12 protein-coding genes are annotated in these 13,474 nt (G+C 31.1%); 4 read left to right on the top strand and 8 right to left on the bottom strand.

Features of this window, described 5'->3' with window-relative positions; genetic code table 11:
- Positions 1-311: 311 nt before the first annotated feature.
- The gene (locus D6T69_RS04665) at positions 312-815 is read right to left on the bottom strand and encodes a GNAT family N-acetyltransferase (RefSeq protein WP_125066671.1); all 504 of its coding nucleotides are present in this window, start codon (positions 813-815) and stop codon (positions 312-314) included.
- Positions 816-866: 51 nt separating this feature from the next.
- Between D6T69_RS04665 and D6T69_RS04670 the strand changes: the two genes are divergently transcribed.
- Positions 867-1,457, top strand: coding sequence for a PhnA domain-containing protein (locus D6T69_RS04670; protein WP_125066672.1), 591 nt, complete (start codon positions 867-869; stop codon positions 1,455-1,457).
- A 67-nt stretch (positions 1,458-1,524) separates the two neighbouring features.
- Here D6T69_RS04670 and D6T69_RS04675 read toward each other — a convergent pair whose 3' ends face one another.
- Both D6T69_RS04675 and D6T69_RS04680 read right to left on the bottom strand, forming a co-directional pair.
- Entirely contained in the window at positions 1,525-2,580 is a 1,056-nt protein-coding gene (locus tag D6T69_RS04675; protein WP_125066673.1) for a nucleoid-associated protein, read from the bottom strand.
- A gap of 33 nt (positions 2,581-2,613) precedes the next feature.
- Entirely contained in the window at positions 2,614-3,213 is a 600-nt protein-coding gene (locus D6T69_RS04680; RefSeq protein ID WP_125066674.1) for a ribonuclease HII, read from the bottom strand.
- A gap of 70 nt (positions 3,214-3,283) precedes the next feature.
- Here D6T69_RS04680 and D6T69_RS04685 point away from each other — a divergent pair, with 70 nt between their 5' ends.
- Positions 3,284-5,242: a putative porin gene (locus D6T69_RS04685; RefSeq protein ID WP_125066675.1), complete on the top strand. Its 1,959-nt coding sequence runs from the start codon at positions 3,284-3,286 to the stop codon at positions 5,240-5,242.
- A gap of 1 nt (position 5,243) precedes the next feature.
- Positions 5,244-5,480: a hypothetical protein gene (locus D6T69_RS04690; protein WP_125066676.1), complete on the top strand. Its 237-nt coding sequence runs from the start codon at positions 5,244-5,246 to the stop codon at positions 5,478-5,480.
- On the opposite strand, the gene D6T69_RS04695 is transcribed toward D6T69_RS04690, so the two are convergent.
- The 3 genes from D6T69_RS04695 to D6T69_RS04705 form a co-directional block, all read right to left on the bottom strand.
- Positions 5,457-5,915: a GNAT family N-acetyltransferase gene (locus D6T69_RS04695; RefSeq protein WP_125066677.1), complete on the bottom strand. Its 459-nt coding sequence runs from the start codon at positions 5,913-5,915 to the stop codon at positions 5,457-5,459. The genes D6T69_RS04690 and D6T69_RS04695 overlap by 24 nt on opposite strands.
- 40 nt (positions 5,916-5,955) lie before the next feature.
- The gene (gene nhaC / locus D6T69_RS04700; protein ID WP_125066678.1) at positions 5,956-7,440 is read right to left on the bottom strand and encodes a Na+/H+ antiporter NhaC; all 1,485 of its coding nucleotides are present in this window, start codon (positions 7,438-7,440) and stop codon (positions 5,956-5,958) included.
- 195 nt (positions 7,441-7,635) lie between these two features.
- Positions 7,636-8,835 carry an aminotransferase class I/II-fold pyridoxal phosphate-dependent enzyme gene (locus D6T69_RS04705; RefSeq protein ID WP_125066679.1) on the bottom strand — a complete coding sequence of 400 codons (1,200 nt, stop codon included), beginning with the start codon at positions 8,833-8,835 and terminating at the stop codon, positions 7,636-7,638.
- A 164-nt stretch (positions 8,836-8,999) separates the two neighbouring features.
- Here D6T69_RS04705 and D6T69_RS04710 point away from each other — a divergent pair, with 164 nt between their 5' ends.
- Positions 9,000-9,458: an Lrp/AsnC family transcriptional regulator gene (locus tag D6T69_RS04710; protein WP_125066680.1), complete on the top strand. Its 459-nt coding sequence runs from the start codon at positions 9,000-9,002 to the stop codon at positions 9,456-9,458.
- Between the two features lie 62 nt (positions 9,459-9,520).
- Here D6T69_RS04710 and D6T69_RS04715 read toward each other — a convergent pair whose 3' ends face one another.
- Both D6T69_RS04715 and D6T69_RS04720 read right to left on the bottom strand, forming a co-directional pair.
- Positions 9,521-11,536 (bottom strand): DUF3857 and transglutaminase domain-containing protein, encoded by a 2,016-nt coding sequence (locus tag D6T69_RS04715; protein ID WP_125066681.1) that lies wholly within the window; start codon positions 11,534-11,536, stop codon positions 9,521-9,523.
- A 7-nt stretch (positions 11,537-11,543) separates the two neighbouring features.
- Positions 11,544-13,460, bottom strand: coding sequence for a DUF3857 domain-containing protein (locus tag D6T69_RS04720; RefSeq protein ID WP_240628362.1), 1,917 nt, complete (start codon positions 13,458-13,460; stop codon positions 11,544-11,546).
- Positions 13,461-13,474 lie beyond the last annotated feature (14 nt).

The raw sequence follows: 13,474 nt of genomic DNA on the forward strand, positions 1-13,474 counted from the left end.
TAAAGTTCTTTTTTATAGTGACTCTTTCCAACCAATAAAATTCTCCCCTAAATATAAGAGGGAAAAATAGAAATTTATTAGTTTTAGTTTTTGATCCCCTTCTTCTTCTTTGAGAAGGTTTTAGTGTTAGTTGAATTTTCATATTTTAGTTAGGTTTAGTTTAATAAATCATAACTATAAACCTAATTGTATAGGCTTAAGTAGTTAGTTTCTTAAAAAATAAAAGGGGAGATATGGTGACAAAAGTATGTTTTTTTTACTTTCTTAAAAAGTAAAAAAAGTTTAAAGTAATAAAGGAGAATTTAAATTCCTTAAAAGGTGTATTCAAATACACAATCTTCTCCGTTTTCAAAAACTTGTTGCATCCTAATAAACTCAAAACCTAGGTTTTTTAATAGTTTTTGAGATTTTTCATTTTTGGGCATAGTTAAAGCCAATACTTTTTCTTGTTTAAATTTAGTACGGACGTATTCAATAATTAGTTTTGTAGCCTCTGTTGCATATCCTTTACCTCTTCCTTCTGGCAGAAATGCGTATCCAATATCAATAAAATCTAACTTGTCTCTTTGCAGTGCTGTAGAGGCTCCAATAGGTTTGTTGGTTTCTTTTAAAATAACCGTGAAAAAACCAAGTCCATTTAATTTAGAGTTTTTAAACAAAGTATCCTTTAGGTAGATACGGGTTTCTTCAATAGATTTTAAATTTTTATCTCCTATAAATTGAATCCAATCAGGATCATTAAATAATTGAAAATAAAAAGGAGCATCGCTCACTAGAGCTTCCTTAATAATTAGTCGTTCGCTTTCTAATAACATAGCTTAAATATAAATTAAAAATGTACTTTTGCGAAGCAAAAAAAGAATAAAATGAGTTTATTACAAGAATTACAAGATAGAAGCGGAAATCAATGTGAGTTATGCGGATCAAAAAGCGATTTGTCAATTTATGAAGTACCACCAATTTCAACAGGAGGAGTTGATGGGAGTTTGTTGGCTTGTAGTACTTGTATTGAACAAATTGAAAACTCAGAAGCTACAGACGCAAATCACTGGCGTTGTTTAAATGACAGTATGTGGAGTGAGTTTAGAGCAGTGAAAGTTATGGCTTGGAGAATGTTACACCGTGTTAAAAAGGATGGGTGGTCTCAAGATTTATTGGATATGATGTATTTAGAGGATGAGGAATTGCGTTTCGCTGAAGCTACAGGTGAACATTTAGATGAAAGTGAAAAAATAATTCATAGAGATGTAAACGGAGCTATTTTACAAGCAGGAGATAATGTTGTGTTGATTAAAGATTTGAAAGTAAAAGGTTCTAGTATGGTTGCAAAACAAGGAACGGCTGTACGTAGAATTTCGTTAGATCCTGAAAATGCTAAATATATTGAAGGTAAAGTGGGGGCACAAACTATTGTAATTATTACCGATTATGTAAAGAAAATGGCTGAAAAGGAGTAGTTTTCAGTTTAAAGAAGTAGAGTAACAAAGTTTCAAAGTTCATCTTACTTTGAAACTTTGTTACTAATTATTTCTCAGTATTATAATATACTTTATAGAACTTCATTTTCTTGTCTTCATCGTATCCTTGTTCTAAATATTCAGCAGAAGCATCAGGAGCATCAACATCAATTTTAATTTGAATATTGGTGTCTAATTTAATTTCAGTTTTAAACTTACTTTTTTCCTTCTTTAAAACAACATCAGATACTTCAAAATTATTACGAATTAGTACATCGTTTAATTTTTCAAAGTGCTGCTTATAATCTTCAAAAAGATCTTTATGCTTGTCTTCTTCAAAAATTTCATCTTTGAAGCCATGATAATCTACACTTTCATGTTCTTTAAAATAATCAACAGTGTTGGCTAAGAAGTTACTTTGTTCTTGTTTTCCAAATTCAGGTTTTATAACCTCTTCAGAAAACTCTTTGCACATTTCTAAGTAATTTTGAGTATGTAAGTTACGATCATCAGCATATTTAACACTTAAGAAGTTTTTAATCCAGTATTGCGCATCGTATTGGTTGTTATCTACCGATAAAACTACAGTTCCTTCTGCATCAGTAGAGTTTAAAATTAAACAACCTTTATCTAATCTTTTTGTTGAAATTCCTTTTTGAACCACTACATCAAAACTATCATCATCTAAATAGGTTTGAAAGAAGTCTACCTTACTTTCAATTTTAAAAACACCAACAGCCTCAGTTAAAACATCTTTATATTCAATGCCTTCAAAATAAGCTACAATTACATCCCCCGTTTTAATATTGGCAGAGTTTGATTGTTCGTATAGATGATTAACAATGTTTTTAGAATGTTCAATAAAAACTTCGTTGCTATCATCTTCAAAAATATCAGAAGTATATTTATTTATTTCGTTTAGACGAACATCAGCATGATGACTAAAACGATAACTCTGAGTAACTGAACCGAAAGGCTTTAGTAAAAAAGGGAGTAACAATTCGTAACTTTCTTCATCAAAACGCACTAGACTTTCAGAAAAGGCATTCTGGCCACTATTGTATTTGTTAGCTACTTTGTGAATGATACATTTGTTAATTTCGGTACGAGTTCTTTTAATCATCTTCTAAAAAATTGGAAGACAAAAATAGAAAAATTAAAGTTTCAATTTTAATTGTTCTGGCAACAATTTAAATGATTTTCGGTGATAGGGAGTTGCTCCAAATTGACGAATAGCTTCGCGATGTTCTTTTGTAGGATATCCTTTGTTTTTCTGCCAGTTGTACTGCGGAAATTCTTGATGAATTTTCTCCATATACTCATCACGATAGGTTTTGGCAAGTACAGAAGCAGCTGCGATACTCATAAATTTAGCGTCGCCTTTTACAATGGTTTGATGTGGCGTTTCTTGATAGGGTTTGAATTTGTTCCCGTCAACAATAATAAACTCAGGTTGTACATTTAATTGTTCTATTGAACGATGCATTCCAGTAATAGATGCTTGTAAAACGTTTAGCTCATCAACCTCTTCTTGATGTATAAAAGAAACTCCAAAAGCAAGTGCATGTTCTTCAATATAAGGTCGAAGTTTTTGTCGTTTTTTTTCTGAAAGTTGCTTGGAGTCGTTTAGCAATTCATGCTGAAAATCATCAGGCAAAATTACGGCTGCTGCAACTACAGGTCCTGATAAACAGCCTCTACCGGCCTCATCTGTTCCTGCTTCTAATTTACAACCGCTATAATTTAATTGCAACATGCTACAAATTAACAGATTTCAAAGAAATTAATCGTGATTTTTGTCGTTAAATTATTTTACTTTTGTTGTTATGAAGAAAAATTTCTTAGTATTTTTTTGTTTGATAAGTGTTCAGGTAATTTTTGCCCAAATAAGAACAATTGAAGGAGGATTTGGTAGAGGTAGAGGAGGGCTTAATCAAAATATGGATTCACTACCAGATAATGAAATAAATGTAAAGTTGAGTGGAAAAACTAAGTACACAGATTATAAAATTATATCACATAAAAATGATACTACCATTGTAGATACCACATTAACAATTCAAAAAGAGTACAAGTTCAATTTCTTAAGAAAGGATAATTTTGAATTATTGGCTTTTCATAATCAAGGGCAAACTTTTAACAATTTAGGATACGATTTTACTAATATTTCTAAGTTTCCTAATATAGGTTTTAGAGCAAAAATGTTCAATTATTTTGAAATTGAAGAAGTGAATTATTACCATGTGCCTACCCCTACAACAGAAATAATGTATCGTACAGGGCTGGAGCAAGGTCAGGTATTGGATGCGCTTTTCACAACAAATTTTTCCAAACGGTTTAATCTAGCAATTGCCTATAAAGGACTTCGTTCTTTAGGGGCTTATAGACGTTCTTTAGCTAGCACAGGTAATTTTAGGGTGAGTTTTAGTTACGAGACTCCTAAGGGACAATATGCGATTAGAGGACATGCTGTAAATCAAGATTTTTTTAATCAAGAAAGTGGAGGATTGACAGAGACATCTTTAGAAGCATTTTTAGCAGACGATCCTAATTTTAGTGGAAATAGAGGTAGAATGGATGTGAATTTGAATGATGCTGAGAGTACTTTAGATGCTAAAAGGTTGTATTTTGAGCATACTTTTAAATTGCTTTCTTCAAAAGATAGTGTGAGTCAAAAAGACTTTTCTAATTTAAAACTGGGACATTCATTTACTAGAGATTCTAAGTTTTATCGATTTACTCAAGGTACAGCATCAGATATGTTTGGTGATGCAAATATTTCGAGTAACATTAATAACAAAACTATTTATTTACTATATAATAATCAGTTTTTTTTAGATTTTAATTCAAAATATGTACTAGGAAAATTTCGTGTAAAAACAGAATTATCAAATTATGCATATGGATATGAAAACTTACAGAATAATACAGTTGGAATTACAAAGAATAAGCTGAAGGGAGATGCAATTTCGTTTGAAGCTGATTGGAATGGAAGAATAGGAAACTTTCATGTAAATGCTTCAGGAAGTCTTACACCAGGAAGTGGTCGATTGTCAGGGAATCATCTTTCAGGGGAAGCTTTCTATAAAAAAGATAGTGTACTTACTGTGAAAGGAAGGTTAGGAATAAGTAACAAATCACCTAATTTTAATTTTTTATTACATCAAAGTAGTTACGATAATTTTAATTGGGAAAATAATTTTTCTCAAATAGGAACACGTACATTGGGAGGGGTTATTGAGTCTAAATGGGGAAATGCCTCGTTGGATATCACTAATATTAGTAATTACACGTATTTTGATGAAAATGGTCAACCGAAACAGTTTTCAGGAGATGTAAACTATTTAAAGGCAAAGGCATCTAAAGAATTTACCTTTGGAAAATTTGCTTTAGATAATACTTTAATGTATCAAAAAGTAGCAAGTGGAAATAGTGTTTTTAGGGTTCCAGAATTTGTTACTCGTAACACACTTTACTATACAGATGAATGGTTTAAAGGAAAACCTTTGTTGGTACAAATAGGAGCTACATTTAAGTATTTTTCAAAATATAAAGCGAATGTGTATAATCCGTTGTTAGCTGAATTCACCTTGCAAAATGACACAGAAATAGGATATCCAACTGTTGATTTGTTTTTCAATGCTAGGGTTCGTAGAACTAGAATATATTTTAAAGCAGACAACATAAGTTCTTTTGTGTTAAAAAAGAATTATTTTTCGGCTCCGAATTACCCGTATAGAGATTTCGTAATTCGTTTTGGAGTAGTGTGGAACTGGTTTATATAAAATGAAAGAAAAGCTGCGAAAAAATTGGAAGTTGTTTTTAATAGCAAGTTTAACCTTAGGTTTAGCACCTTTTAGACCCCCACATATTGTTGGGAAGTTACAATGGATAGCAGGAGGGAATGCCTTTTCAGGAGAGCACGCTATGCAGTTTATGGATTGGTTTGATGTCTTTTTGCATGGAACTCCATGGGTACTTTTGATAGTATCAACTTTGTTACATGTTTTCAGGAAAATATAGCTCCATTTCAGATAAAAAACGTCCTTTAATACTACTCTCTCGTTTTCCAATTATTTCAAAACCATGTTTTAAATAAAAAGTATCCGAGTTTGGGTCAGATAAAACATTTAATACAGCACAAGAACCGCCTATACAAGATTTTTTTACATGTTCTAGTAGTTTAGAACCAATTCCTTGGTTTATAAATTTAGGGGAGACAAATAAAAAATCTAAAAAACTTGTTCTGATATTAGCTCGATATAAAACGTAAAAACCAGCTGTAGTATCATTAACTTGAAATTTATAAATATTACAGTCGGCAAACATTTTAGGGTAGACTGTTAAGTCGTTTTTCCACTTTTCCATTTGTTCTTTGGAATATCCCCAATATGCTTTTGAACTTATGGCAATTTCAGTTAATAAGTTAGCGTCTTGTATTTGAGCTTTTACAATCATAAAAAAAGAACCTCACGAAAGGTGAGGTTTATAAATGTTATTATTTAGAAGCTAGTTGTTTTATTTTAATTCTAAATGCAGCAAATAGTAATGTTGTAAAAGGACTTAGCCAATTAAACATGGCATAAAAAGCATAATCTATAACAGGAACACCTAAAACGCCAGAATGATAAGCTCCACAAGTATTCCAAGGGATTAAAACAGAAGTAACAGTACCAGAATCTTCTAAAGTTCTACTTAAGTTTTCAGGGGCTAACCCTTTATCTTTATAAGCTTGTGCATACATTTTTCCAGGTACAACAATTGCTAAATATTGATCAGAAGCGGTAAAATTTAAACCTATACATGTACCAACAGTACTGGCAAATAATCCAAATACTGAATCAAATAAGCCTAACATGAAACTGCTAATTTTAGCCAAGGCTCCGATAGCATCCATAACTCCACCAAAAACCATTGCTAATAAAATTAACCAAACCGTTCCAAGCATTTTTTTCATTCCACCAGCGGTGAATAAATCTTTTAATACTTCATTATCCGTAGCTACAGAAGTTTCAACAGTTATTGACTGCATTATCCCTTTGTAAGCAGATTCAAAGCTTAGTTCTTCAACTCCCGAAATTTGAGCTACTACATGTGGTTGGAATATTAAAGCGAAAGCGCCACCTAATATAGTTCCTGCTAAAAGAGCTATTAAAGGAGGTGTCTTTTTAATAATTAAAACTACAACTAATACTGGGACAAGAAATAACCATGGGGTTATATTAAAAGCTTTGTTAATGTCGCTAAGCATTTGTTGAGTATTCGCGTCACCAGTGGTTGTTTGGGTAAAACCTAAAATGATAAAAAAGATAATAGTTACTATAAAAGTAGGTACAGTAGTGTAAGCCATATATCTTATATGTGTAAACAAATCTGTTCCGGCCATTGCTGGAGCTAAGTTTGTAGTGTCTGACATTGGCGACATTTTATCTCCGAAATAAGCACCAGATAAAACTGCACCAGCAGTCATTCCTAAAGAAATACCTAGAGCTTCACCAATACCAATTAAAGCTATACCTACGGTTGCAGAAGTTGTCCATGAGCTTCCAGTAGCAACAGATATAACAGCACAGATTATTAAACAAGCTACTAAAAAGATAGTTGGATTTAAAATCTGAAGTCCGTAATAAATCATTGAAGGAATAATGCCGCTTACAAGCCATGTTCCAGCAAGCGCACCCACCATTAACAAAATTAAGATAGCGCCTGCGGTAGATTTTATATTTTCAGCAACCTCTTCAATCATTCTTTCGTAGGAAACCTTGTTTTTAAAACCTACAATAGCAGCAACGGCTCCACCTAATAATAAAATAAACTGATTACTTCCACTTAAAGCATCGTCTCCAAATACGTATACATTATATGCAAGCATACCTATTAGAGCTAAAACAGGAATCAAAGCTTCCCATATGCTTAATTCTTTATTTTGAATTATTTTTTGATTCTCTATTTCAATTTCAGATAGGTTTTTGTCGTCTTGCATAAGTGGTAATTTTTTCGGCTTGTAATGTTACGACTTTGTGAAGAATTACACAAATCGAATTAGTTTACAATATTTTTTAGAAAAAATGGAATAGAAATAGTAGATAAACAAAAATGTCATTTTAAACAATGAGAAATGGTTTAATGTCTTTCACTTTGCTTAAAATGACAGGATTGAAAAGATGTTACAAGTGTTTTACAAAACGCCTACTTCTTTCATGCAAGTTTTCATCATTTGATAGGTGCGCTCTATGTCATTATCTAATCCAATAGAAAAACGAATTAATCCATCGGTAAGTCCCATTTCTTTTTGTTCTTCTAAAGGAATTTCTGATGACGTTGAAGTACCTGGAGCTGAAAATAAAGTTTTATAAAAACCTAAACTTACAGCTAAGTACCCTAGATTTTTATCCTGCATTAATTCCATTAAAGCATTGGCTTTGTCTAGAGATCCAGCATCAATAGTTAGCATTCCTCCAAAACCATATTCTTCATTCATCATTGATTTAAACACCTTATGAGAAGGATGTGATGGTAATCCTGGGTATACAGTTTTTAACCCGTCAGCTTCAAATTTTTCAGCTAAATAACTAGCATTTTTACTATGCTGTTTCACACGGATGTGTAAGGTTCTCATATTTTTCAGGATTGAAGAAGCGCGCAAAGAGTCCATAGAAGCTCCTAATAACATACTTGCCCCATCAATTACACTTTTTTGAGAATTGATAAAATCAGCAGTTCCACAAATAACTCCTCCCATAGTGTCAGAAGAACCATTGATGAATTTTGTTAAACTGTGAATAACAACGTCGGCACCCAATTGAGCTGGAGAAATTGATAGAGGAGAAAATGTATTGTCAACTACCAACTGTAGATTATGCTTTTTAGCTAATGCAGAAAGAGCTTTAATATCTGCAACTTCTAATAATGGATTACTTACGGTTTCGCAGTAAATCATTTTAGTGTTTTTGTTGATAGCAGCTTCTACCGTATCTAATTTTGTAATGTCTACAAATGAAGTTTCAATTCCTATTTTAGGTGTGAAATTCTTTAGAAAAGCATAGGTTCCTCCATAAATAGTTCTACTTGAAACAATATGATCCCCAGCTCCACATATTTGTAAAATAGTAGGAGTAATTGCCCCCATACCTGTAGCTGAAACATTAGCAGTTTCAGTACCTTCCATAGCAGCTAAGGCTTCAGATAGGTATAAGTTTGAGGGAGATGAATGGCGAGAGTATAAATAACAGCCATCTGTATTCCCTTCAAAAGTATCAAACATGGTCTTTGCTGATAAAAAAGTATAGGTAGAAGAATCTGAAATTGAAGGGTTAACTCCACCAAATTCTCCGAAATATTGTAAATCTTGTATGTTGTTTGCTGGTTTAAATTTCATATCGATTAAAGTTAATTATTAGTAGAGTACTAAGTTCTGTTTTAGTTGTTTAAAAATCAATACAAAGCGTTTTTTGTAGAAAATTATACTAACTTTGTATTTGTACTTAGTTTTTTATTAGCCTGTGTTCAGGTAAGTTGTAATAAAAACAGATTTTTTTTCAGATGAAGTTAGATAAGATAGATAAGAAGTTATTAGGGTTGCTTCAAACAGATAGTAAACAAACAACAAAACAATTGTCATTACAATTGGGGTTGTCTGTTACGGCAGTTTACGAGCGAATAAAGAAATTAGAAAAAGAAAAGGTTATCACAGAATACGTGGCGGTGGTTGATAAAGATAAAATAGAAAAGTCGTTTTTAGTTTTTTGCCATGTTCAGTTAGAGAAGCATAATAAAGATCATATAGCGATTTTTGAAAAAGAAGTTAATAGATTAGAGGAGGTAACTGAATGTTTCCATGTAAGTGGAGATTACGATTATATTTTAAAGGTCTATGTAAAGGACATGGATGCTTACCGAGATTTTATAGTGAACAAGCTTACAGCATTAAAATATGTTGGTAATACCCGAAGTGTTTTTACAATTAGTGAAGTAAAGAATTCAATAGCGATAGCGCTATAAATAAAAAGCGAGTAATTTTTAACTACCCGCTTTTTCAACTTCAATAAATACGTCTTGAGGTTTTATTGTTTTTTAACTAATACAATTTTTTCAGTTTGTTTTTTTACTAATTGATTGTAAAAGTCTTTTACGATAGTATAATATTGGGGAGCTATTATATTTGAGTTAAACTGAACTACTGAAGAGAGTTTAATTTTGTTTCCTTGTACCAGTACTTTGTATTTAAATATTCCTAAATTATTAGGTAACCCTATTGCTAATTCTTCTGGGTACGACTCTACAGAGTAACTATTGGGAACTGTAATGGAAACAGAATATTGATCTTGCCATGGCATACTAAAATCTATGGGAAAGTTTCGCTCTTTAGATTTAAAAGGATTCTCTTTTGTAGCTAGGAAGAATGAAGGAGAAAAATATAGTTTATTGTTTATTCCCTCAATAAAATCCTCACCAGAAAATTTTAAATTTTGTATAATAGGTTTAGACAAGTCTTCTTTGTTTAAAACTTTGAACTCGTCGATTTCTATACCATGGTCACTTTCTATGGTGTTAATAATTTCTTCTTCTTTCTTAAGATTGTTTTTTTGACGATAAAACATGGCAGAATGACCTGTTAATAATTTTCTGTACATTCCAATGACTTCTCCAGATTCATCAATTTTTACATGTAATATGTTATTTTCTTCAGTGTGATTTAAAGGAATTAAATTAATTTTAGTTGACGAACCGTCTTTAAGAACTTCTCTACCATACCAATTTAAAGTTCGGTATGGAAGAATATTTATTGTGGAATATTTTTCAGTAGCGTCTAGTAAAATGTATTTACCGTCTGATAAATTTATTTTAGAAATAAGATAATTGAATCCCTCTAAAGTAGGGAATAAAGGAACTCCGTTGTTTTTAGTACTTACTAACAAAGGGTTCACATCTAGTCCTGCACTGCGTAACATAGATGTTAGTATTAAATTAATTTCAGCAGAATTACCTACTCCTTCCTTAAAGGCTTTTTTTACGCCCACATCTGTATATTTAGCATAATAACCATCCCATTTAATTTTAGATTTTACAAATTGAAATATTAAAGCAATTTTTTCAGAATCATTTTTAGCTTGTGTTAAAATACTTTTCAAATCATCCTCAAAATAACTGCTCTTTTCCAATTCATTTCCAAAACTAGATGACTTGTATATCGTTTTACATACGTCTTCCCATGTTGTGGTATAATTTTTTATTCCTCCTCCTGTTTTTAAAAAGTTTGTTCCAGAAAGTTCAAACTGAATTCCGCCCCTATAATTGTCAATATTTCCAGAATATGGTTCATTTTCCTTAATCTCAGGAATGTTAGTGGCAGAAAACTCAGAGACAAAATTAGAGTAATCTATTTTTGTGTTGTTAAAAGATGTTTTTACAGTACGGTAACCACTTCTAGTTTTTGAAGAAATATTTATAGAGGCCCTTTTTTTATATTCTTTTAAAGGGATATTGTAATAGCCTTTTAATCTTTTGTTAAAAGTAAAGTATTCAGGGATTTCTACTTTGTAATTTAAATTTTTAACTGGAATTCCATACTGGAAATTCAGAGTTTTGATGTTCCAATAAGGTGAAGTTAAGGTATATTTTAAATCAATAACACTGCCTTCTTTAACATTGGGTAACGTTATTTTTTTTTGACTTCTATATTTATTTAGTTTTTCATCAAAAACATCTTTTTTAGAGAGTTTAACTTTTTCAATTTTGTTGTTTTCTAAGTTATAAGTATATGCTTTTAATGAGCTAATTCTTTCTTGCTCTCCAGAGTCGGGATTGTAGAATTTTATTTTTTTTGAGGCATAATTAAATCCTTCTTTTGTATAAATTTTAATACGTTCATGGTAGTCAGTAACAACTTGAAAACCTTTATTTGAATCATATTCAAAATATGTTCTTCTCTCTTTTAAGAGGTAAGCGGCATCTGCTGTTGAGTCTAAGGGGTGAAATTTTTCTTGAAGCTCTTCTTTAGAAACTTTTCCGAAGTTAATTTCTTGTGCATTTATGTGTATTGTTATAATTAACACGAAAACAGACAGTATTTTTTTCATAGTAATTTTATAGTTTTATTAATTCTATTCTTAAGTTATCGTATTTGACAACTGTTTTTCTAAATTTCCTGTAGGCTTTATAATCCTCTTTTGAATGTATTCCTTTAATAAGAGAAAACTCTCTTTTATAGTTAAATGTAGTGTTGTTTATTTTTTCAAATGAAATACGATAAGCTCCAAACTTATTAGTGATGTTTCTTTTTTCTGGTAAACTTGTAAATGTGTACCCCTCTGGGAGAGTAAAAATAAATTCATCTTTATCGGTAAATCCCCTTTCAATTTCTAATGGCTGCTGTCTATTTCTATATTTTTTTGGGATTCCAGTAACTCGATTAAAAATATTAAGTTTAAATAAATAACTACTATCTCTAACAGTTGCAAATTTTTCTATTTTAACATCAAGATCCTCAGTAAATTCAATTTGTTCTTTATTGTTAGAATGCTTAATGTTATCAACTTCTAAATTATTATTGTAATCCCAAACCGTAGATTTGTAATATTTATTGAGCTCTTTTTTAGTAAATTCTTCTATAGAATACTTGTCATAATATTGTGTTCCGTATGATTTCCTCTCAAAATGAGCTGAGATGTTTCCATTTGGCAGTAACGTAACATCAGCTTTGGTAAGTTGTAAATTGTCTTTGTTAATATAAGCAGGAGTTCTTTTAATGACGCCTCCTTCTGGTGTTATTACCAGTACATCTCTATCATCTGTAAAATCTCCTAAAAAACCAAAAGGGATAGTTTGGCTAGTACATTCTAACCAAATATCATTTCCATTATTTGGAATATTTAGAATAACATGGTTACCTTGCATAGAAGAAAAATCTTTAAAAACATTTTTCTTAGCATTACCGGCCCAAACAATTGAGTAGTGCGATTTCACACCAACAGCATCTAAAAGGGCTTTAGTGTAATTGGTTAATCCTTTACAATCTCCATAGCCTACCTCATCTACTTTGTTTGCAGCAATAGGCTCCCAACCACCGATGTCTACTTGTACGCTAATATATCTTGTTTTGTTTTGCACATATTCGTAAATGACTTTAGCCTTATCAGCAGAATTATTAATGCCTTTAACCAATTGTTTAACCTTTGAGATAGTAGAAGGAGATAATTGATTTCTGCCATTAATAAGTTCGTTATACATCCATTTTCCAAACTCTTTCCAGTTTTTAGCATTACCCTTAATTCCTTTTAGACTAAATGAATCAAGTGAGATAGACATATTAGGAACAAGCTCTTCAAAATTTAAGGTATAGTATTCTGGTCTAATAGCTAATTGATTTGTTAAAGAATAGTTTAAATTATTACCAGTAGAAGAGTTTTTAATAGAAAAAACGTCGAAGTTTTTCTCTCTTTTTCTAAATGGAATATTTTTAGGATTATTTAATATATAAATACTTTTTTCAATCGCTAAATTGTAATTTTCAATTGGAAACCACTTAGGAATAAACCCTGTTGACGAGTTTTTATATTCAGATTCAAAAACAACAGTGTAAGGATATGAAGTTGGTGTGTGTTCTAAAAACTTAACTCTAGAGTCAGAATATAAAGTCCCACCGTCAATAGCACTCACATCTTGAAAATCACTTTTAGAATATTTTTTAATCTTATTTCCTAACGCATCATAAATAATAGCTGATAACTTAGTTATCTTGGTATCATTGTTATAGTGTTTGTAAGCGTTAATGTGTTTTTTGCCTAGCTTATTAAGAACAGTGACTATTCTTTGTTGCTTAACAACAAGGTGGTCTATAGTTTCTACATCTATTATTGTTTTGTTTAGTCTAATTATAGCATTTGCACTTTCTTTTAGCTCTTTTGGAATAGAAATAGAGGAAAGATTTTGTTTTTCTTGAGAAAAGATATTGCTGCATAGCATAAACGCTATTAAAAAAATAGCGAGTGTATTGATTTTCATGCAATTAATTTATT

The organism is Tenacibaculum singaporense, assembly GCF_003867015.1.
GTDB lineage: Bacteria > Bacteroidota > Bacteroidia > Flavobacteriales > Flavobacteriaceae > Polaribacter > Polaribacter singaporensis.